The 21,216-nt window shown below is 40.3% G+C and carries 16 protein-coding genes and 1 riboswitch; of the genes, 11 read left to right on the plus strand and 5 right to left on the minus strand.

The features are described 5' to 3' along the window. Positions 1-55: 55 nt before the first annotated feature. On the plus strand, positions 56-1,036 hold the full coding sequence (locus FFU37_RS08645; RefSeq protein WP_138489289.1) for a 2-hydroxyacid dehydrogenase: 981 nt from the start codon (positions 56-58) through the stop codon (positions 1,034-1,036). Positions 1,037-1,131: 95 nt separating this feature from the next. Here the strand turns inward: FFU37_RS08645 and FFU37_RS08650 are convergent, their stop codons facing one another. Next, entirely contained in the window at positions 1,132-2,454 is a 1,323-nt protein-coding gene (locus FFU37_RS08650) for a sodium-dependent transporter (RefSeq protein ID WP_138489290.1), read from the minus strand. Between the two features lie 141 nt (positions 2,455-2,595). Here FFU37_RS08650 and FFU37_RS08655 point away from each other — a divergent pair, with 141 nt between their 5' ends. Then, positions 2,596-3,354: a 4'-phosphopantetheinyl transferase family protein gene (locus FFU37_RS08655; protein WP_138489291.1), complete on the plus strand. Its 759-nt coding sequence runs from the start codon at positions 2,596-2,598 to the stop codon at positions 3,352-3,354. A gap of 33 nt (positions 3,355-3,387) precedes the next feature. Here the strand turns inward: FFU37_RS08655 and lysC are convergent, their stop codons facing one another. Then, positions 3,388-4,779 (minus strand): lysine-sensitive aspartokinase 3, encoded by a 1,392-nt coding sequence (lysC, locus tag FFU37_RS08660; RefSeq protein ID WP_138489292.1) that lies wholly within the window; start codon positions 4,777-4,779, stop codon positions 3,388-3,390. Positions 4,780-4,854: 75 nt separating this feature from the next. Then, positions 4,855-5,027: riboswitch (Lysine riboswitch) on the minus strand. Between the two features lie 101 nt (positions 5,028-5,128). After that, positions 5,129-6,376 (minus strand): sodium:proton antiporter NhaD, encoded by a 1,248-nt coding sequence (gene nhaD / locus FFU37_RS08665; protein ID WP_101217585.1) that lies wholly within the window; start codon positions 6,374-6,376, stop codon positions 5,129-5,131. 222 nt (positions 6,377-6,598) lie between these two features. Here nhaD and FFU37_RS08670 point away from each other — a divergent pair, with 222 nt between their 5' ends. The 4 genes from FFU37_RS08670 to FFU37_RS08685 all read left to right on the plus strand — a co-directional run bounded on the left by FFU37_RS08670 (position 6,599) and on the right by FFU37_RS08685 (position 11,856). Further along, positions 6,599-7,870, plus strand: a complete 1,272-nt coding sequence (locus FFU37_RS08670) for an MksB family condensin complex protein (protein WP_138489293.1) — start codon at positions 6,599-6,601, stop codon at positions 7,868-7,870. Positions 7,871-7,873: 3 nt separating this feature from the next. Then, complete coding sequence (locus tag FFU37_RS08675) at positions 7,874-8,422, plus strand: condensin complex protein MksE (RefSeq protein ID WP_010553432.1); 549 nt, start codon at positions 7,874-7,876, stop codon at positions 8,420-8,422. Continuing rightward, the gene (locus FFU37_RS08680; protein ID WP_138489294.1) at positions 8,419-11,196 is read left to right on the plus strand and encodes an Mks condensin complex protein MksF; all 2,778 of its coding nucleotides are present in this window, start codon (positions 8,419-8,421) and stop codon (positions 11,194-11,196) included. The genes FFU37_RS08675 and FFU37_RS08680 overlap by 4 nt, the downstream gene beginning before the upstream one ends. A gap of 108 nt (positions 11,197-11,304) precedes the next feature. After that, entirely contained in the window at positions 11,305-11,856 is a 552-nt protein-coding gene (locus FFU37_RS08685; protein ID WP_024595193.1) for a DUF4136 domain-containing protein, read from the plus strand. 439 nt (positions 11,857-12,295) lie between these two features. Here the strand turns inward: FFU37_RS08685 and FFU37_RS08690 are convergent, their stop codons facing one another. Then, the gene (locus FFU37_RS08690) at positions 12,296-12,784 is read right to left on the minus strand and encodes a peptide-methionine (S)-S-oxide reductase (RefSeq protein ID WP_138489295.1); all 489 of its coding nucleotides are present in this window, start codon (positions 12,782-12,784) and stop codon (positions 12,296-12,298) included. A gap of 340 nt (positions 12,785-13,124) precedes the next feature. Here FFU37_RS08690 and FFU37_RS08695 point away from each other — a divergent pair, with 340 nt between their 5' ends. Beyond that, positions 13,125-14,978: a TonB-dependent receptor plug domain-containing protein gene (locus FFU37_RS08695; RefSeq protein ID WP_138489296.1), complete on the plus strand. Its 1,854-nt coding sequence runs from the start codon at positions 13,125-13,127 to the stop codon at positions 14,976-14,978. A 160-nt stretch (positions 14,979-15,138) separates the two neighbouring features. Here the strand turns inward: FFU37_RS08695 and FFU37_RS08700 are convergent, their stop codons facing one another. Continuing rightward, positions 15,139-15,402, minus strand: a complete 264-nt coding sequence (locus tag FFU37_RS08700; RefSeq protein WP_007375812.1) for a YkgJ family cysteine cluster protein — start codon at positions 15,400-15,402, stop codon at positions 15,139-15,141. 169 nt (positions 15,403-15,571) lie between these two features. On the opposite strand from FFU37_RS08700, the gene FFU37_RS08705 reads away from it, so the two are divergent. The 4 genes from FFU37_RS08705 to FFU37_RS08715 all read left to right on the plus strand — a co-directional run bounded on the left by FFU37_RS08705 (position 15,572) and on the right by FFU37_RS08715 (position 21,214). Next, on the plus strand, positions 15,572-16,750 hold the full coding sequence (locus FFU37_RS08705) for an efflux RND transporter periplasmic adaptor subunit (protein ID WP_138489297.1): 1,179 nt from the start codon (positions 15,572-15,574) through the stop codon (positions 16,748-16,750). 2 nt (positions 16,751-16,752) lie between these two features. Then, positions 16,753-19,902: an efflux RND transporter permease subunit gene (locus FFU37_RS08710; protein ID WP_138489298.1), complete on the plus strand. Its 3,150-nt coding sequence runs from the start codon at positions 16,753-16,755 to the stop codon at positions 19,900-19,902. Between the two features lie 143 nt (positions 19,903-20,045). Continuing rightward, positions 20,046-20,219, plus strand: coding sequence for a hypothetical protein (locus FFU37_RS20280; RefSeq protein ID WP_175413878.1), 174 nt, complete (start codon positions 20,046-20,048; stop codon positions 20,217-20,219). Positions 20,220-20,257: 38 nt separating this feature from the next. Beyond that, entirely contained in the window at positions 20,258-21,214 is a 957-nt protein-coding gene (locus FFU37_RS08715; RefSeq protein WP_138489299.1) for an alpha/beta hydrolase, read from the plus strand. Positions 21,215-21,216 lie beyond the last annotated feature (2 nt).

Raw genomic sequence — 21,216 nt, forward strand, 5'->3', positions numbered from 1 at the left:
AGGTTTATAAAGTAGTTTATTGTATTGATACTTATTAAGCGTTGAGGCTATTACCATGAATATTGCTTTTTTTAGTACTCAAAAGTACGAACTGCCTTTTTTTGAACAAAGTACACGCGATCACCGTGATATAAAAATAACGTATTTTGAGCAAGCTCTGAGCGAACAAACGGCTATTTTAGCAAACGGGTTTGATGCCATATGCGTATTTGTAAACGACACCGTAAACGCCACTGTTATTGAACAACTGGCAAGCCAAGGCATAAATACTATTTTGCTGCGTTGTGCAGGATTTAATAACGTTGATTTACCTGCAGCAAAAGCACATAACTTAAAGGTATTGCGCGTCCCGGCTTACAGCCCTGAGGCCGTAGCCGAGCATTGTATAGCACTTATGCTAACGCTTAGCCGTAAAACCCATAAAGCGTATAACCGCGTACGCGAAGACAATTTTGATTTAAACGGATTACTAGGCTTTAACTTGCACAATAAAACAGTGGGTATTGTAGGTTGCGGTAAAATTGGCCTTGCGCTGTGCAATATTTTAAATGGCTTTGGCGCTAATGTATTAGTGTGCGACCCATACGCACAACTTGGCAATTATACAATTACCGATATAGACACCTTACTTAGCCAAAGCGATGTGATTTCTTTGCATTGCCCTTTAACGGAGCAAACTCATCATTTAATAAATGATGAGGCGTTTAGTAAAATGAAAACCGGCGTTATGCTTATTAACACCTCACGAGGTGCACTGCTTGATAGCAAAGCATGCATAAATGCGCTTAAAACTAAAAAATTAGGGTATTTAGGGCTCGACGTTTACGAGCAAGAGTCGGAGCTATTTTTTAAAAACCACAGTGACGAAATAAACCAAGACGATATATTTTCGCGTTTAGTGAGCTTTAAAAATGTATTGGTAACGGGGCATCAGGGCTTTTTTACCCAAGAAGCACTAACCGAAATAGCAAACACAACCCTACTTAACGCGCTTGAAGTAAGCGAAGGTAAACCTTTAACTAATGAGGTTTTATAAATACTTTAGCTGTACCTAAATAATAGGCACAAAAAAAGCGAAGTGCGTTTTAAACTCACTTCGCTTTATTAATTTATTTTAGGGCTTAGATAAAATTAACCAAAGGCAACGTTTGCAAATACTAAGGTCATTAATATTGGGCAAACAAAACGAATATACTGAGCAAACCAATAATGTACGCCTGTTGTTGCTTGGTGTAATTTATTACCACGCTGCCACATCCACCCTACTGTAATAAAGTAAAATAAACCCATAAGCGGTAATTGGTATTGAGTAAATAGCATAATTACCAAACCAAATAACCAATCAAAATTTAATATAATTGCGCTTGCACACACAAGTACAACAGCGCTTACTGCCCATGTTGCTTTGGTGCGGCTAACGTTATGGTTTTCGACTAAAAACGCTACCGGAATTTCGGTGGTCGATATTGTTGACGTAACCGATGCGATAGACATTAATACAAAAAACAATAAACCAACTAATAAACCAATTTCGCCCATGGTGCTAAATAACTCAGGTAAAATAGCAAAAATTAGCTGCCCTTCGCCAATCAGTTTACCGCCACTAAATACTTCAACACCGTTGTGCTGCGCCACATAAATAGCAGGAATAATGAGTAAACCCGCTAAAAAAGCAACGCCAGTATCAAGTAGTGCAACACCTGCTGTGAGCTTTGGTAAATTAGCATCTGGTTGTAAATACGAGCCGTAAATCATCATACAGCCCACACCTAGTGAGAGCGAAAAGAACGCTTGCCCCATTGCCGCAATAATTAAATTAGGGTCGAGTATTTGGCTAAAATCAGGGATTAAATACGCAGCAAAGCCTTTGCTTGCGCCATCAAGTGTTGCAATGTAGGCAATTAAACCAACAAGCAGCACAAGCAACAGTGGCATTAAACGGCGCGACCAGGTTTCTATTCCCGATTTAACCCCTTTTAAAATAATACTGGCAGTTAAAATAAGCATAAGCGGCGTAAATACAAAATTACGCAGCACTGAGTCACTATGTAAAAATTCGCTTGCGCCTGTGAAACCTAAAAAGGTTGTTATGGGTTCAATAGCGTACGAAAGCATCCACCCTGCCACTATTGAATAAAAACTTAGCATAACAACTGCGCCCGCAAGACCTATGTAACCGGCTGCTGCACCTACTTTACGGCTAGTGTTTTGCCATGCATCGCCCAATGCTTTTACCGGGTTAGCTTGTGCTTTGTGACCTAAATAAAGTTCGGTATACAGCGCAGGAAGCGCAAGTAAAAATATAACAATAAAATAAACCAGTAAAAAAGCACCGCCGCCATGGTTGGCCGCTTGCGTAGGAAAACCCCAAATATTACCCAAACCCACTGCTGCGCCAGCAGCGGCTAAAACAAAACCAAGTCGGCTTTGAAACCCATCACGCACTTGTGCCATACATCTACAAATCTGTTATTATTTTGATTATTGTGAATTAAACCATATTTCATGCCAGCTGAGTAATAAAATTGTACCCAGCCTTTATTAGTGGCGTTAACCGCTCACAATATCAGCGACTTCTTTTGCTTTAGGGCTTTTATGACTGAACACTATTTTAAAAACGCCTTGAGTATTACTTCAACTCAATTGGCAAATTTGTCTTTAGCGAGTAACAGTATTTTATTATTTAATGCTAAAACACTTGAGCTTAGTGACTTTAATTTGCCCGATTGCTTAAGCCCATTTGAGTTAAACATTATAAACCGCCGTAAAAGCCCACAGGCTAAGCAAGAGTATTTAGCTACGCGGTTATTGTTAAAACACCTTATTAAAGTAACGCAGCCGCAACATACGCACGTACCCCTTAATAAAATGAGTACCGAATTTGACGAAGCAAGCTCAAAGCTGCAAATACATGTAAGTGGTGATGTTATAAATACCTGTATTTCGCACTCGCATGGTTTAGTTGGGGTCGCGCTAAATTTTGATAAAAGTGAGTTTGGGTTTGATATTGAAAAAGTAAGCCTAAAGCGCCCGTTTGAAAAGCTCGCTAAGCATTTTTATCATAATGATGAAATTACACTTATTACCGAGCCTACTAATACCCAAGCCCAAGCAGATACGTTTTTTAGAATTTGGACATTAAAAGAGTCACTTGCTAAAGCCACCAGCCGCCCTATTGCAAAATTACTTAGCCCTAATGTGTTTGACGAATTACATAGAGCAAAGCTGAGTGCTTGCAGTAATCGCGTTACTGTAGTTGATAGCAGTGACAACAATGTTTGTTTTGATGTGAGTGTGGTGCATAAAAAAAGCACCGACTGGCGATGCTTTTTATTAAATGACTTTATTAACTGATTTTACTCGTTAATTTCCCTGAATAACGATTACTTACGCAGCAAAATCGTTTTCTAATAAACGGCTATGGATAGACTGTACTACGTTATCTGACTCAGTTTGCTCTACTAAAAAGCACAGGTTGTGCTTACTAGCACCGTGACAAATTAATCGAATGTTAAAGTCTTTTAGTACACTCATTAAGTTCATTTCGTGTTGGCGTAATTGAATCTCAGAGCCAATAAGTGCCACCAATGTTAGGTTGTTTTCTACCGAAACATGGCAAAACTCTGCAAGCTTATCTAGGCATTCTTGATCAAGCTCTGGGCGCGAGGCGTTTTGCGCGTTATCAAGCGTTATAGCCACACTGATTTCTGATGTAGTTACCAAATCTACCGATATATTGTATTCACTTAATAGTGTAAATACGCGTGCTAAAAAGCCGCTTGCTAGTAGCATTTCTGGGCTTTTAAGGGTAAGCAATATTTGGTTTTTACGTTGCGTTACTGCGCGTATACCTGGTTGCTGCGATTTTTCACGCTCAATCCACGTACCGCCACGCTCAGGCTCTCGGCTAGAACCTACAAACACGTTAATGTGGCTACGACTCGCTGGTAAAATAGTTGCTGGGTGTAATACTTTTGCGCCAAAGGTTGCCATTTCAGCGGCTTCGTCAAAACTTAAGCGTGCAATAGGCGTCGCTTTTGCGCACAAACGCGGGTCGGTGCTAAAAATGCCCACTACGTCGGTCCAAATATGCACACTTTTAGCGTTAATCGCTTCTGCTAATAATGCAGCGCTGTAGTCTGAACCACCACGTCCTAGCGTTGTGGTGTGACCGTATTCGTCACTACCAATAAATCCCTGAGTTACAATTACCTGAGCGTCTAATAACGGAATTAAATGATCTTTAGCAGCTTGCGCTGTGGCTGCAACATTGGGCGTTGCTTTGCCAAATTGGCTGTCGGTTTTAAGCACCTTGCGCACATCAAAGCGATCGGCATTTAAACCTTGTAAACGCAGTACCTGAGCAAACAAATACGACGATAAACGCTCACCAAAGCTAAGTAGCTCGTCGTGTTGCTGATCGGTTGTTAGTGGCTCTTGAGCCAATGTTTGAAACGCTTTTAAGGTTTCGTTAAAGCCAACCGCTAAATCGGCATCTAGCGATAATTCATCTAAAATAGTTTGTTGAATAGCAAGCACGCCGTTTATGTGTTCTTGGCGCTCACTTGAGGTAATGCTTGATTTACACAGTGCAACTAAGTGATTAGTTACGCCGGCACTGGCGCTCACGGCAACAATACGTACGCTTTTATCTGCAACAATAATTTCGCTACAGCGACTCATCGCTTCAAAATTTGCAACACTGGTTCCGCCAAATTTGGCAACGATGTAATCTGATTTTGCGCCTGATACTGTTTGTGGCACTGATTGGGTAGTCATTTAGTCTCCTTTCGCGGTATCCAAACCGCAATAAAACAAGAAGAACTTGGCAAAGGAATGCTTGAAGATAAGTCCACTGCCAGAAGCTCTCCACCTATATTGGTGACAGTTTTGAGGATTCAGCCCCATAAACCGAAAAACAATGACGACGTATCATTATTTTCCTCGGCGAGTACTTCCCTCCTTAATGATCATCGGCTTTCGTCGCCTAACATTAAGTACCTAAGTATCGCACCTCTTCTGAATGCTTTATTAACCAGTGGCTAATAAAACAAAACCCCACTAAGTAGCGGGGCTTTGAAAGTTATCGTTTAGACGTCTAGCTGTCAAGCATTTAATAATTTATGAGTTAAATAAAACTGCCCATGTAATACGAGCCCGCATATCCAACCGTGTAACAAATTAATAAATGTAGCGATAAACGCAAGTAGCTCATAAAGGTAAGCGCTTTAACTTTACTCATGGCAATAATGCCCGCAGCCGAACCAATAATAAGCATTGAACCGCCCACCCCCGTTGCATACGTAAACGACAACCAGTGTTGTTGGCTCATTACTATATTGGCTTTTAATAATGCAGCGGTAAGCGGTACGTTATCGACCCCTGCTGATAATATGCCCATTAAGTAGTTTGCGTACTCAGGTGCCATTACCGTGTATAGGTCGGTAAATTTACTTAGCATACCAATTTCTTTAAGTGCGCCTACAAGTAAAAGTACGCCTACAAAAAACAATAATGTGTCGTATTCTATATCGCGAACAAAATCGATTATGTCTTTGTTTATGTCTTTTTTGCGCATTAAAAATTGCGCCACTAAAAACATCACTGATAAGCCAAACAAAAAGGTTAAGAGAGGCGGTACGCTGTAAATTACACTCAGCGTAAGTGTGCTCACTACGGTAGATAAAAATATAACAGCAATGGTTATGTCGGTTTTTTCAATGCGGGTTTTACCTGCACTAGCAAACTCAACACGCCCTTTCATACCGATAGACAGTAACGCGGCAAGCAGCATAACGCTTGCAAGTGCTGGCGCTATAAGTAGTAATAAATGAGCAATGGTTACTTTGCCATCTAAAAATATCATTAGTGTGGTTACGTCACCGGTTATTAGCGATACCCCACCTGAGTTAACTCCAAATACAATAAGCGTGGCGTATTTAACGAGCTTTTTAGGTTCAAGTTTTAACGACATAACAACCGCAAGCGATATAAGCGTCGCTGTTACGTTGTCTGAAATCGACGAAAACAAAAATGCAAATCCACCCACCAAAAACATGAGCTTTTTTTCGCTAATACTTTTTGGCATAACGCGGTGCACAATATTTTCTATAAACCCCTTTGAATTTAAATACGCTACAAAGGTCATTGCAGCCATTAAAAATAGCCATAATGAGGCAATTTCTAAAATATTTTCATTTAAAAGATGTTGAATCGTATCGGGGCTTTGCCCGTGTAGGGGGTATATAAAAAGAAGAATCCAGCAAAGCGTACCAAAAAACAGCGTGGTTTTAGCTTTATTTACGTGGATTATATCTTCTATAACGATCAGTAAAAATGCAATCGCTATCAGGGTTAGAATAATCGAGGAAACCATGGTAGTTAAACAACCTTTGATATAGTTTTAAAGAACACACAAATAACATTCCATTTCATGTGCCTATTTTCGGCGCGAATTTTAGCACTGCCTCTATGCAAAAACTATTATTAAATGGTCTTAAAAACGAATACTATATACAGACAAGGTTAATTAAAAATACGTAATAATGAGTCTTCTAAAAGAACTCAATAATAAAATACTAGGATGTTGTAACCCCTTATGATCCCAGCTAAAAAGCTGCTAAACACCATAACCGAACATTGGGGTGTATTAGCGCTATTATTTAAACGTTTTAAAATGGCTGACTTTAGCCTAAAAGACGTACAAAACGCGATTAAGCAAAAGCAGCCTACGTGGTCAAACGAACGCATTTATAAAGAAACAAATCGTTTGTTAAACCAAGATATTTTAATTCCGCTGGCTAAATCCTCTCAGCTTGAAATAAATCGTGCTATTGCTGATTTTGCTACTTTTTTACTGCAAGAAGAGCATTTAGGTTTAGCGCAAGAAATTAGCGTACTAGTAGAGGACCTAGCTCGTTTAGGTAACCGCCTAGATAACGCTGGCGAAATAGAAGACTTTGACGATTTACGCCGCTACAGCCGCATTATGGATGATCGGGTGCGTAAAATAATGAAGCTCTATACGCACAACGAAAACGCTATTTTAAATATTGTTGAACAAGCCAAATCAAATAATGCAGTGCAATCGCTGCAAAAGCGTTATAAAGCGGTAATAGAAGCCTTTGATGAATACATAGAGCCAATGCTTGAAATGGTTGATATTCGTGGTGAATTTCATGCGTGTTTTACCCTCATTGAAGAGCAAATAAGTAAGCAAATACTGCACATTGAGCGCTCAGGTAAAGCGTATAACGATAAACGTATGCTGGAGCAATTACGTACCCGTATACTCGAAATGCATTTAATAGGCCGAGAAAGCTTACGTAAAAGTGCCGATATGCTTATGCCACTGCGCGAGGAGCTACGCCGTAATAACTTAATTACTCGCCAAGCAGCCAAAGTACTTGGGCTTGTACGTAAAAATGGCGTAGACAATATGCTAAGTGCTGTACAGCCACACTTTGTGAGCGACGCACAGCGATATTCGCTTGGTCAGCAACGCCATATTGTGGCTTACATGGCAAGCTTGGTTGAATTTGAACACGAAGAATACCAATTGCCTGACCAGCAAGACGTGCCTGCATTTGTTACGCCTAATATTCCTGACTACAACGATGTTAAAACCAGCTTTGCTAAGCGCTTTAATAAAAAACGCAAAAAGCCGCAGCCCTTGCTGCAATTTTTAGACGAAAGCTATCCAGATCTCGATGCAGACGAAATGCTATTTTTGTATCAAAAATTAGTTAGCGACAGCGATATTAAAATAATTCAAAGCGATGAAAAAGCCCGCGTAAAAATTGCCGGTCAGCACTTTTCTTTATATCCATTTAATTCAGAGCCTCAGCCAGATTCAAAGGCAGGTAAATAAACCATGACACACATAAACTTAGACGAGCTAACCCATCTACAAGCCATTAATAAAAAATTAGTAGCGGGTTATCACATTTGCGAGCAAGACAACGTAATGTGGCAAGAGCTTGACCAACACATAGAAGACTACACCGCCCTATTTACCGCTTTAGGTAACGATTTAAAACGCGACAGCCGTGGCTTTTATTACTTTGGTAGCGACGAAAGCACACCCAATATGGGCAAAATATCTCGCGCTATCGCACTCACCATTTACATTTTAATTGAGCACTACGCCAATACGGGTAAAGATCCAATGCGTGCATTGTTTGACGACGTAAACGATTTAGAGCTTATGCAAACGCTGGTGCAAATTAACAAACATTTGTTTGATCAGCTTGAGATATTTTCGGGATCGGACCTACGTAAAGACGTTTACCTGCGCATGGTGCGCTTAGGTTTAGCCCGTGAAGTAGAAGGTGGCTTTATGCTACAAGCGCCAATTCACCGCTATATAGATGCACTCATGGAAGTAAACGAAGAAACCTACATTACAGAGGACGAGGAATGAAAAATCTATATGGACTAAGTAAACTCGCCCTACTTAACACCGCAGGCTATGCAAAATGTGTGATCCCGCTTGATAAAAGCAGCTCTATTTGCGCGCCCAATAACACAGGTAAAAGCTCGGTTATTAACGCCCTGCAGTTCCCGCTTATTAACGATTTACGCTTAACAGAATGGGACGGACACGATTTAGATGAAACCCGTAAGTTTTATTTTTCATCCGATCAGTCGTACATTTTACTCGAAGCTAACTTGCCTCATGGCTCGGTAGTAATAGGCGTTGCGGGACTTGGTAAAATTGCCGGTTACGCGCATCAGTACTTTTGTTATCAAGGAAAGCTTGATTTAGAGCAGTACACGCAAGGTAAAACTATTATTAAATTTACCAAGCTGTTCAACCATTTAAAATCGCTTAATTACAATCCTATTGAGCTTAAAGCACAAGAGCTCAACGCGCTACTTACTGGCGGCGCAACGCCTTTTGACGGCGACATTAACCTAAAAATGATCCCGCTTAATAATGTACAAGACTCCTCTATTTATAAAGAAATATTTAGACGTATTCTTAACTTACACAAATTAGGCGCAAGCGACGTAAAACGCTTTATGCTACGCGTGTTTGAACGCCATATGTCGAACTCTAAGGTCGATTTTTATGAAGTATGGCGTCGCTCATTTGATAAAGTAAACCGCTCAAAACGCGAATTAAAAGCCCTTGAGTCAATGCAAGAGCCAATAGCCGCGCTTGAATCAATGCTTGAAAACCAAACCGTGCTTAAAGGTAAATTAGCGGCGTACGCACCTAAAATTGACCAAGCATTGATTGATTTTGATACCTATCAAGAATCGCAACTTAATGAGCTGGGTATAGCGCTTGAAGATATAGAGCACGAAAAACACGAGTTTGAGCAAAAGCAAAGCCTATACGTACAGCAATCGCGTGATATAGAGCGTAGACAAACTCAAATTGAGCAGTGGTTTTTAGATTACGATGCGCTTAAAAGCGAGTTTGAACTGGTAAATAAAGCCACGCTCAAAACCAGCCTGACTCAGTTAAAACAAGATTACGAGTCGCTTTCGCACTCTATAACCAGCGCACAAGGACAAAGCCTACACACGCTTGACTACCGCATCAGCGAAACACAAAAACAAATTAAGAGCTTAAAGCTGCAACTTAAAAATCTTGAGTTTAATTTGTTTACCCGTATGCGCGAAGACCTCTCGTTAAAAGAAGTAGAGGAAATATCGCGCATTTTAAACCCAGATATTCTCTCGTTTGCGACCACCACTAATGGCGATATAACCATTGATGACGAAGATGCATTTGGGGAATTTTTATCGCTATTGAGTGAAAACGTAAAAGGCGGTGTACTAACGCTACCTGGCGCGAGTATTAAACTTAAAAAACTCTCCCCTGTGCAAATGCAAAGCGGCGAGAACAAAGAGCAATTAACTGCTCAGCTAAGCGCACTTGAGCATTCACTTAAAGAGTTTAAGCAACAACGCGATGTTGCTGCAAACGTTGCCGACAAGCAAAAAGAAAAAGACGCGCTATACGATGAGCTAATGAGCGCTGAGAGCGCGCTAAAACGCTTAGAACAGTTTGATGTAATGCAGCAGTCGGTTGAAGCGCAAGCCATGCTCAAAGAGCAATTATTAGCTGAGCGCGAACAAGTTGACGACTACTTGCAAGATATTCAAAAAAATAGTGGCTCAATTGCCGATCGTCGCTCGTTAATTAAATCGAAACAAGAGCAAATTAATCGCCAAACTGAGCGCTTACGCCAAGTTAAAAGCGAGCGAATTGACCACACGCTTGATTTATACAGCGGCAAAGTGACCCCGTACATGATTGATATTACGGTCGACTTTGATAACTTAAGCGACCTTGTTCATCACTTTAATAAAGACTGCCAGGAGCTGCGTAATTTTGACATAAACGTGCGTAATACCTATTTGCATGTATATAACGCGGGTATTACTAAATTCGACAACGAAAATGACGAATACACTAAATACCAAAAGCTAATAAGCGCCTTTCATAATATTGATAACGAACGCGATGCTGTTGAGCGCCAAGCTCGTGTTGCGCTTACAGAGGTTGCCGCAACTATTAAAGGCTTGCGAGAAGATTTAGACCGACTTCGCCGCGAAATGAACAGCTTTAATAAAGGCATAAGCCAGCACCGAATTTCAAACCTGCAAGCGTTTAAAATTAACGTAATACCGCGCAAAATGCTGGTTGATAGTATAGATACCATTATCAGCACGTCGCATCAGTTTGAACAAGGTGACACGCTTGATTTACTGAGCCAAGAACCGTACAGCGAAAGTGCAGTAAACGAAGCGAAAGATCACTTAATTAAACTTGCCTCAGATAAAGCGGGTTTAACACTTACCGATTTATTTGATATTCGATTTGAAGTGGTTAACCGCGCAGGTGAAACAGAGCACTTTGAAAAAATAGATTCGGCGGGTTCAAACGGCACACGTATTACGATTAAGTTATTGTGTGGCATGTTGTTTATTCGTTACTTATTAAGCGATCAAGAACAAAACCTATACCGTATACCTATTTACATAGATGAAGCGGCCGACATTGACCCGCAAAATCAAAAAGCGATTATAGAAACCGCACTAAGCTTTGGTTTTGTGCCTATATTTGCCTCAGTTAAGCCACAAATAAGTTGTGACTACATTGTGCCTATTCGTTCAGTAAAAGACGGTGCACAAAACTGGGTGGATGAAAAAGATTGGATTGAAGTTGAACACAATTAATTGGCCGTTAAGGCAAACCAACTAAACTAAAATATAGGACGTTTAAATAATACACATTTAAACGATGTGTGTTATTTTAAATTAATGCATTTTATTGGAGCAAACGTAATGAAAAATATACTTATTGTTGCAGCGCTAGCACTACTTACAGCCTGTACACAAACCCCTGATTGGGATTACGATAAATCAGCCAACTTTAGTAATTTTAAAACATTTGCTTGGGTAGAAAACGCCAGCCTAACTAAAGACACAAATAACTACCAAATTAATGGCCTAATGGAAAAACGTGTTCGCACTGCCGTTAACGCAGAACTGAGCCAAACACTAGGTATGAGCTTAGTTGATGCAGCAAATGCTGATGTACTTGTTAACTATCATGCATCGGTTGATAAAGAGCTTGAAGTAGATACATTTAATGTAAACTACCGCCCGCATTGGGGTTATTGGGGTACTGGTTTTCAACGTGATACAACCGCGCGTGAATACGAAGTGGGCACACTGATTATTGATATTGTAGACCGTGAATCTAACCAGCTTGTATGGCGCGGCGCGAAAGAAGGTCGATTAAAGAAAAATCAATCGCCAGAACAACGTGAAGCATCAATTAATAAAACAGTGAGCGAAATTTTAAGTAACTTCCCGCCGCAAAAGCAGCAGTAAATTAAAATTAGCTATAAGTAAGTTTTAAAAAAGCTCACAGTACGTGAGCTTTTTTGTGGATGTGTATTTTTGGGACTTTTAAAATAAAGTAATTACGAGCTACGCTCGTCACGTCAGCAAGCTGCACGTCTACAAAAAAACACCGCGTCAAACTTTACCTGTAGGCGCTAAGCTTGCTTGCGCGAGAAGCGATAGCTTCTAATTACTTTGATAGCGCTATATTCCATCTTAAATTACGAGCTGCGCTCGTCACGTCAGCAAGCTACGCGTCTACAAAAAAACACCGCGTTAAACTTTACTCGTAGGCGCTAAGCTTGCTTGCGCGAGAAGCGATAGCTTCTAATTACTTACTTTTTATAGCGCTATATTCAACCTTAAATTACGAGCTGCGCTCGTCACGTCAGCAAGCTGCACGTCTACAAAAAACACCGCGTTAAATTTACGATTTATACTTATGCAGTAACTCAAGCGGTATATGGCAATAGTCATCAGGGTGATTAGTTAAGCGGTCTTGATGCTCAGGATCGCTTGGCACGTAGTTAGTTAACAGCTCTACCCCTACCACAATTTTATCGGCATCACTGCGCTTGTTTATATAATTGCTTGCTGCATCTAAATGGCTTTTGTTTTTGCTGTAAATAGCAGTGCGGTATTTAGGGCCTACGTCATCCCCTTGTTTATTAATACTGTATGGGTCAATAATTTCAAAAAAGTAGTCATACAGCTTATTTAGGCTAACGACTTTTAAATCAAAAATGACTTTTACGCATTCGGCATAACCATCGTATTCGCCGTCAGTGGTTTTGCTTGTACCATTAGCGCGACCTGCTTCAGTACTTATTACGCCTGGTAAGTGCTTTAAAAACTCTTGTACGCCCCACAGGCAGCCACCAGCAAAGTAAATAGTATTATATTCTTTAGTATCCATTATAAATGTTACCTAATAAGTAATTATACCGATTGCATTAAAATAGTGTTCTATTATGGCGCCAAGAAAATAGCGCAATAACAAGGCGAAAATTATGACATATAGTTGTTCTATATAAATAATTTTTAACGCAGTGAGTGCGCTATTTAATACGATAGAATGACCATGTTTTTAATAAAGTCGGTATTACGTAAATGGTTATCAAATGCAGTTATTAACAAATTGATGTACAATCGCGCACAAAATGACTGCTGTTACATTTAGTTATTTTATCATGCTCAAATATAAGCTTTGAAATTAATTGTAACCGCAGCTACAAATAAAAAATGATGAGAAACACATGAATCGCACACCACACATTATAATACCTGCAATATTATGCAGCGTTACTGCATTTGCTAATGCTAATACGCTATCTGATGAGTCGGCAATCGAGAAAATAACGGTTGAGGCCTCACCCACTGCAAATAAGTTGCCAGTAGGTACATTCGACTCGCCTATTTCTAATTTAGAATATGACCCGCGTGTTGACCTTCAATCGCGTAATATGGCTGAGGCGCAAGCTGATGTAACTATTCGTGGTGGGATTTTTGAAAACACCGGTTTTAGAGTAGGAAGCGTTACCCTGCTTGACCCGCAATCTGGCCATTATTTTGCTGAAATACCCATTGCACCACAAATGCTAAGCAGCCCAGATGTTTTAACCGGTGCCGATAACGCACTTTACGGTATGAATAGCTCTGTAGGTACGGTTTCATTTGGTTGGAAACCGATTATTACTGGCGGTAGTGTTTCCCTTGGTACTGGTACAAACGACTTTAATCTGCAAAGTATTCACGCTGCTAAAAACACACAACTTGATAGCTTAGCTAACTATACTCTGGGCTTTGAAGGTGAGTATTCTCATTCGCAAAGTGATGGCACCATTGATAATGGCGATCATGACTTCTCGCGCGCCTCAGCTCGCGTGCAATTAGCAAGCGAGCACAGCCAAACAGATTTGTTTTTTGGCTCACAAGATAAGTTTTTTGGCTGGCCTAACTTGTACACCCCTTTTGGCGTTAACGAAACTGAAGATTTAGAAACCCGTCTTTGGATGCTTAATCACAAGCAAAACTACTCTGATAACAGCAACTTTGAAGTATCTGCTTATTATCGTACCCATGACGATCACTATATTTACTCGCGCGAAAATCCTAGTGCATTTGAAGCTTTTCATAAAAGCGAAGTTAAATCGCTTGGACTTTCGGGTCGCCATGCACAAAGCGATGCACTGGCAATAAATTACTCTGCACAGTTTATTGACGACTCGATTGAATCAACCACACTTGAAAACAACTTTACCTCTCGTAAGTATTATAAATTAAGCGTATTGCCTGAATACAAAATGGCGCTTGAGGATAATAAACAACTTACATTTCGTTTAGGCGCAGCCTATGACGATACAAATCGTGATGATGCTGAAGTATCAGCTATTGGTGACATAACCTTAAACACCCAAAATAGTGACGGCACAGCACAAACCCTTTACTTATCATACGCGCAAGCGAGTCAAGTTGCAGGCTACACAGCCATTGGCGGCAGTGATTCAGGCGGGTTATTTAGAAGTAACTACAACCTTGAGCGCGAAACCACATCAAACTTGGAGCTAGGTTTATTACTTGAAGAGCAAAGCTGGCAGTTAAACTCGGCTATTTTTTATCGAAAAGATAATAACTTAACCGATTGGACCTTTAATTTTGATTCAACCTCAGCGCGCTTTGCAAACCCAGTTGATATTGATACAGCAGGGGTTGAATTTTTAGCGACTAAGCACTTTGATACAGCAAAACTTATAGCAAGCTACACCTATTTACATAAATCAGAAAACTACGGCGCAGCCGATATTGATGCCAGCTTTTACGCGTTAAACTTTCCTGATCACCGTTTAACACTTGGCGCTGTGTACAACCCAACTGATATTTTAGAATTTAGAATAGATAACGAATGGCGTACACAACACAAAAATTCACTTAGAAACGGCAATGACAACGCGTTATTTACCCAGCTAACACTTAAAATAACGCCGCCACAATTGAGTAATTTATTTATCACCCTAGCGGCAGATAACTTATGGGATGAGTCGTTTGAAGAAATACCAGGTACACCAGGACGCGGTGAGCAATATACGTTAAGCGCAACGTATAGCTGGTAACTAGTAACGTAAGCAAGCTTCACGTCTGCAAAAACAGACACAAACCTACACTTTGGCGGTAGACGCAGAGCTTGCTCGCGTGAAAAGCGCAGCTTTTAATTACTTAAAATAAATACTCACTAATAGATAAGTGTAAATAGATGTGTATTTTGATAGCTCATTAAGTGAGCTCTTCAAGCTCTGTAATAAGCGCTAGAGCTTGTGCATTTGTTGATCCGCACACATCAAGCGTGGCGCTAAAATCGCTACATACTTTTGGGCGACTTTCATCACCAAATAACTTACATAAATTACGTTCGTCTAGCTGAATACAACGCTCTCCGGCTTTCTTACCATTTGGCATACCTGGAATAGGCGAACTAATACTCGGCGCAATACAACATGCGCCGCAGCCTAGCCTGCAATTCATCGATTCGGTTTTCATAATTTCCTCTGAATAAAAAACGCTTACTTTATTTTCTTTTTAGGCACTTAATTAGTCGCATAGTGAGTTGTAACACACACATGTAATGCTTTGTTACATCTTAAAACAGCTTGTAAACACTTTATTGCGTATTATTGCTCTGTCACCACCAATTATGAAGGAATGCCTTGTGGCTACTACAAAACAAATAATACTCCCAATCGCTGTTTTAGCAGGCGGTATTGCTTTAGCTTTCGCCTTTATGGCAATGAAAAAACCACCCGAAGAAAAGCCAGAGCAAGATTTACGTCCTTTAGTAGCAACACAAAGCGTACTTTTAGATTCTATAACGCTCGATGTTAAATCGTACGGCATTGTTAAACCAAAGTATCGTACCGAGCTAATCGCACAAGTTAGCGGGCAAGTTATTTCGGTATCAGATCAATTTGTTGAAGGCGCGTTTGTAAAGCAAGGCGATATTTTAGCACGAATTGATGCAAATGATTACGAGGCAGACTTTATTGAAGCGCAAGCGGGTTTAGCACAAGCAAGCTCAGCACTTGAAATAGAACGCGCGCAAGCACATGTCGCTCAAGCTGAGTGGGAGCGCATTAAGTCAGATTCAAGCGACGCTATCGCATCAGAACTTTATTTACGAAAACCACAGCTGGCCGAAAAATTAGCGCGTTACCGCTCTGCTCAAGCAAGTGTTAAACGTGCTAGCCGCAATCTTGAGCGTACTTATATTAAAGCCCCTTATGATGCCATTATTAATGAGCGCACAATTAGCTTGGGTTCAGTAGTAAACCCAGGTAATAGTTTTGGCGCACTAAGCGCAACCTCAGTTGCAGAGGTACGTTTACCGGTTGCCGATCAAGAACTGCAATATTTAAAAAATGGCGGCGTAGGCTCAAATGTTACATTTAGCGCAGAATACGCGGGTAAGCAAACAATGTGGCAAGCCAAAGTAATTCGCACCGAAGGTGTGGTTGATCAAACAAGCCGTATGAGCTACTTGGTTGCACAACTTGCAACACCTTATGGCGATAAAACACGTCCTCTTCGTTTTGGCTCATACATTAACGCTACCATTGAAGGTCGCCCGCTTGATAACGCAATTATTGTTGCGCACCACTTAGTTAAAGATAATAAAATTGTAATTTTAAATGACGATTTAACATTGTCGTTTAAAACCCTCAATATTATACGCGAACAAAACGGCATGATTATAGCCAGCCAAGGATTAAACAATGGCGAGCAAATTGTTACCTCAGCGCTTGAATACCCAACTGAAGGTATGGCAGTAAAAATTGAAGATATTGCGCCTGATAAAACTGATGTAACTCAACTTGCGCTGAAAGAGGAATAATCATGAACACTCGTGAAACAGGGTTAATAGCATGGTTTGCCCGAAATCCCGTTGCAGCCAACCTACTAATGATATTTATATTAGTGGGCGGTATTTTAATGGCGATGACCATTCGCAAACAAATGTTCCCACAGTTTGAAAGCAACTGGATAAGCGTACAAGCAGTTTACCCAGGTGCAGCCCCGCAAGAGGTTGAAGAAGGCATAACCATAAAAGTTGAAGAAAACCTCGAAGGTATTGAAGGCATTAAACGCCTAATTACGTACTCTAACCGTGGTTTTTCACAAGCCTGGATTGAAATAGAAGAGCAATACAACCCACAAGAAGTACTTGATGAAATTAAAGTACAAGTTGATTCAATAAACACCTTTCCTGCGGGGATGGAGCGCCCTGTTGTACGTCGTGATAAGTTTGAGCAAGAGGTAATGATACTCGCGCTTTACGGCGACATGAGTAACTACCAGTTAAAAGAGCTTGGCAACGATATAAAAGACGAGTTACAAGCACTGCCTCACGTTAACCTTGTTAATTTTAACGGCGGCTTAGAATACGAAATTGGTATAGAAGTCAGCCCTGATAAACTACGCGAGTACGGATTAACATTTAGAGATATTGCAGGCGCGGTGCAGAACTTTTCGGCAAATATGTCGGCGGGGCAAATACGCTCTGAAAATGGTTATATTTCGATGCGTGTTGAAAAACAAGCCTACCGTGGTTTTGAGTTTGAAAGACTGCCACTTATTACCCTTGCTGATGGCGCACAAATTTATTTAGGCGATGTTGCAACTATTAATGATGGCTTTGAAGAAGGTCTACAATATTCAAAATATAATGGTAAAAATTCACTCTCGTTTGAAGTAAACGCATCAAAAGATCAAGACATTACCGATGTAGCAAAAGTACTTAAAAGCTACATGGCAACTAAAGAGCCACTTTTACCTGCAGGCGTTAAGCTATCTCCTATTGTTGATTTAACTTACTACCTTGAAGGTCGACTCGATATGATGGTCGATAACATGATTTGGGGTGGCTTGTTAGTAATGATAGTGCTGGCACTATTTTTACCGCTACGCTTAGCATTTTGGGTAATGATGGGCTTACCGGTGTCTTTTCTGGGCGCCTTTTTGTTTATGCCTATTGGCTTTTTAGATGTAACAATTAACCTAGCCTCTCTTTTTGCCTTTATACTTGTACTCGGGATTGTTGTTGATGACGCCATAGTTGTGGGCGAGTCAGCCAGTGCCGAAATAGAAAAATACGGCCACACACTTGATAACGTAGTACGCGGTGTTAAACGCGTTGCGATGCCAGCAACCTTTGGTGTACTAACGACCATTGCGGCATTTTTACCTCAAACACTCGCAACCGGCCCTGGTGCTGCTTTTTCTAAGGCCATTGGTGGCGTTATTATTTTATGTTTGATTTTTTCACTCATTGAATCAAAACTAATTTTACCTGCGCATATTGCAGCAATGAACCCACGTAAACCAAATCCTAAAAACCTATTACATCGCTTACGTATGGTGATTGATAGTGGTTTAAAAGGCTTTGTGAATAACTACTACCTTCCTTTTGTTAGCCGCTGTATTCATTATCGCTATACAGTGATTGTCGGCTTTATGTGTTTGCTTATTGTAAGCGCAGGTATGTTTGCAGGTGGTTTAGTTAAGTTTGTACCAAACCCAAAAATACCGCACGACTTTCCGCGTATTGATATAGAAATGAACCTTGCCTCATCTGAGCAAGCAACGCTTGAAACCGCACGTAAAATAGAAAGCGTGTTGTTACAGGTCGATCAGCAACTACAAGAGCAATACGGTAAACCGATGATCCGCGATTTATCGGTAAGTCTGCGCGGACGAACGCAAGCAAATATTATGGCCATTTTGGTAGAGCCTGATTTACGCCCTATCGATACCTTTGCCCTGAGTGCGTTATGGCGCGAGCAAATGCCCGCCCTACCAGGCATTAAAACCATGACCATTCAAGACAGTATAATGAATGGCGGTCGAGATGATGGCGACGTTAGCTTTAAACTTGAAGGCAAAAATGCTGACGAGCTAAAAGAAGTGGCTGGTAAATTAAAAGCCAAATTACAAACAATGGAAGGCGTTGGCGACGTAAACGATTCAATGCAAAGCGCTACCGACGAAGTGCAACTTGATTTAAAACCACTCGCTTACAGCATGGGTTTAACGCTTGCTGATGTAGCGTCGCAAGTTAGCTTTAGTTACTACGGCTTAGAAGCGCAGCGAATATTGCGTGAAGGCGAAGAAATTAAAGTCATGATCCGCTATCCAGAAGACGAACGTAACTCAATAAGTGACATAGCAAGTGTGCGTATTATCACACCTACAGGCGCTGAAGTACCGCTAAGTGAGGTAGCCGAAGTTAAGCTGGTTGACGGTGTAAACCGTATTCGCCGCGAAAACTCTAAACGCACTGTAAACGTATGGGCTGCGGTAAATACCGACAAAGCCGAACCATTTGCGATTGCTGAGGAAATTCGTGACGAATACTTACCAACATTACTTAAAAGCTACCCTGGCGTTACAAGTGATGTAGCTGGGCGCATTCAAGAAGAGATGGATAGCGCTTCAGAGCAGCTTCGTGATTTTGGTATATCAATGATGATTATATTTGCCTTATTAGCCATTCCGCTTCGCTCTTACTCGCAGCCACTTATTATAATGTCGGTTATTCCGTTTGGTGTAGTAGGCGCGATGTTTGGCCATATGATTTTAGGTATGACTATGAGCAGCTTATCTATGTTTGGCATTATTGCGGTAGCGGGTGTGGTCGTAAATGACTCCCTCGTTATGGTTGATTTTGTAAACAAAGCCCGCGCCGAAGGTGTTGCAATTAAAGATGCAGTAGTACAAGCCGGTGCTCGTCGCTTTAGAGCAATACTACTCACCTCAATCACTACCTTTATTGGTGTAATGCCAATTATTTTTGAAACGAGTTTACAAGCTAAAATTGTTATCCCGATGGCTGTATCACTTGCTTTTGGTGTGTTATTTGCCACAGTAATTACACTGATACTTATACCGTGCCAGTATGTTGCACTAGAAGATGCTAAACGATTAGTTCGTAAAATGCGCGGCAAGCCGCCACTAGTAGATGCCCAACCAGCGCCTACAAATAGCTAAATTAAGTAACATCCCAACCAAAAAAGCTCGGCATATTATATGCCGAGCTTTTTATTTTTAGCTTAAAAATAATATTCACCTATTTGCCAAGTCTTTATCTTACTGATAGTTTAACTCTATAAATATAACCCTCAAAAGGAATAATGATGGGCACACTTCAACTTATTTTATTTATTGTTTTTGCTGTACTAACCACTCTTGGCTACAAAAAGAATAACCGCAACTTAATGCTATTAGGCGCCATTGCAATATCGTTTGCGTTTGTAGGGCTCGACTTTTTAATTGGCGTAGATGAAGGGATATCAGGCATTAATTAATCAATAAAAATTTCAGCTTGAAAATTAAAGGGACTTTAATGCGCTTATACATACTGATTATTTCTTTAGTTATTTTTTTAAGTGGTTGCCAGAGCTATATTGCTTATCAAATAACTAAGCCTCCGGAGAAAATTCTCCCTAAAGAATTTGAGAACTCCATCGCTTTATCTGGAGCACAAACCCATTACTGCAGCAGCGAAATAGGTTGTCTTGATTTTAGGATTATTTCACCTAAGGATATTGATAATTATCTACTAAGTGGCAATACGTTAACATTAACTTTAATTAGTAAAGGAAGCACTGAAGACGATACTTTTGAATATCAACTCAATGCTGATAATTTACCGAGTAAGTCAAACGATGGGCTTTTAATTATTTTTCCGGGATATGGCGTAAATAGTTTGGTTTATACCATGCAAGCCCGATGGCTAAGCCATATCACTGGAAAGAATGTAATAGTGATGCCTGCAAGTAATCAATACGATGAATTTAAGTATGGCTTAAACTCCCTTGATTTATTAGTAAAATATATAAATGAACACCAATACACCGACATTTCATTGCTTAGTTACTCAATGGGTGCAGTTGCAAGTATCGACCTCACAACCAAACTCAATATTAATAAGCATATACTTTTTGCTCCAATGATTAATTTTAAAGCCGCACTAAGAACAATTGCTAAGTTATCATACCCTGTTTATAGCAAACTGTTAGGTGATGATTATATAAACGAAGTCGCGGCTAAGGTAATTGAAAACAGTAAAGTACCTCTTAATAAACTCGACATATTAAATAATCTAAATAAGACCCCTTATGCAAGGCAAACTTACATCTTTTCAAGTAATGCAGACAAAGTGAGTCCATATAATGGGCTGCTTACTCTTAGTAACCCAAAAGTGAGCATTTATGAGATAAAAGATTTAAATCACCTTGAAATGGTTTCTTTAATATCCGCACAACAAAGGAATGTGCTCCTTTCCTTGCTTGATGGATAACT

It is taken from the genome of Pseudoalteromonas distincta, from assembly GCF_005877035.1.
GTDB classification, from domain to species: Bacteria; Pseudomonadota; Gammaproteobacteria; order Enterobacterales; family Alteromonadaceae; genus Pseudoalteromonas; species Pseudoalteromonas distincta.

Excerpts from the sequence above, each read along its gene's own strand:
- FFU37_RS08645 (WP_138489289.1), top strand. The coding sequence starts at position 56 with ATGAATATTGCTTTTTTTAGTACTCAAAAGTACGAACTGCCTTTTTTT.
- FFU37_RS08650 (WP_138489290.1), bottom strand. The coding sequence starts at position 2,454 with ATGGCACAAGTGCGTGATGGGTTTCAAAGCCGACTTGGTTTTGTTTTA.
- FFU37_RS08655 (WP_138489291.1), top strand. The coding sequence starts at position 2,596 with ATGACTGAACACTATTTTAAAAACGCCTTGAGTATTACTTCAACTCAA.
- lysC (WP_138489292.1), bottom strand. The coding sequence starts at position 4,779 with ATGACTACCCAATCAGTGCCACAAACAGTATCAGGCGCAAAATCAGAT.
- nhaD (WP_101217585.1), bottom strand. The coding sequence starts at position 6,376 with ATGGTTTCCTCGATTATTCTAACCCTGATAGCGATTGCATTTTTACTG.
- FFU37_RS08670 (WP_138489293.1), top strand. The coding sequence starts at position 6,599 with ATGATCCCAGCTAAAAAGCTGCTAAACACCATAACCGAACATTGGGGT.
- FFU37_RS08675 (WP_010553432.1), top strand. The coding sequence starts at position 7,874 with ATGACACACATAAACTTAGACGAGCTAACCCATCTACAAGCCATTAAT.
- FFU37_RS08680 (WP_138489294.1), top strand. The coding sequence starts at position 8,419 with ATGAAAAATCTATATGGACTAAGTAAACTCGCCCTACTTAACACCGCA.
- FFU37_RS08685 (WP_024595193.1), top strand. The coding sequence starts at position 11,305 with ATGAAAAATATACTTATTGTTGCAGCGCTAGCACTACTTACAGCCTGT.
- FFU37_RS08690 (WP_138489295.1), bottom strand. The coding sequence starts at position 12,784 with ATGGATACTAAAGAATATAATACTATTTACTTTGCTGGTGGCTGCCTG.
- FFU37_RS08695 (WP_138489296.1), top strand. The coding sequence starts at position 13,125 with ATGAATCGCACACCACACATTATAATACCTGCAATATTATGCAGCGTT.
- FFU37_RS08700 (WP_007375812.1), bottom strand. The coding sequence starts at position 15,402 with ATGAAAACCGAATCGATGAATTGCAGGCTAGGCTGCGGCGCATGTTGT.
- FFU37_RS08710 (WP_138489298.1), top strand. The coding sequence starts at position 16,753 with ATGAACACTCGTGAAACAGGGTTAATAGCATGGTTTGCCCGAAATCCC.
- FFU37_RS20280 (WP_175413878.1), top strand. The coding sequence starts at position 20,046 with ATGATGGGCACACTTCAACTTATTTTATTTATTGTTTTTGCTGTACTA.
- FFU37_RS08715 (WP_138489299.1), top strand. The coding sequence starts at position 20,258 with ATGCGCTTATACATACTGATTATTTCTTTAGTTATTTTTTTAAGTGGT.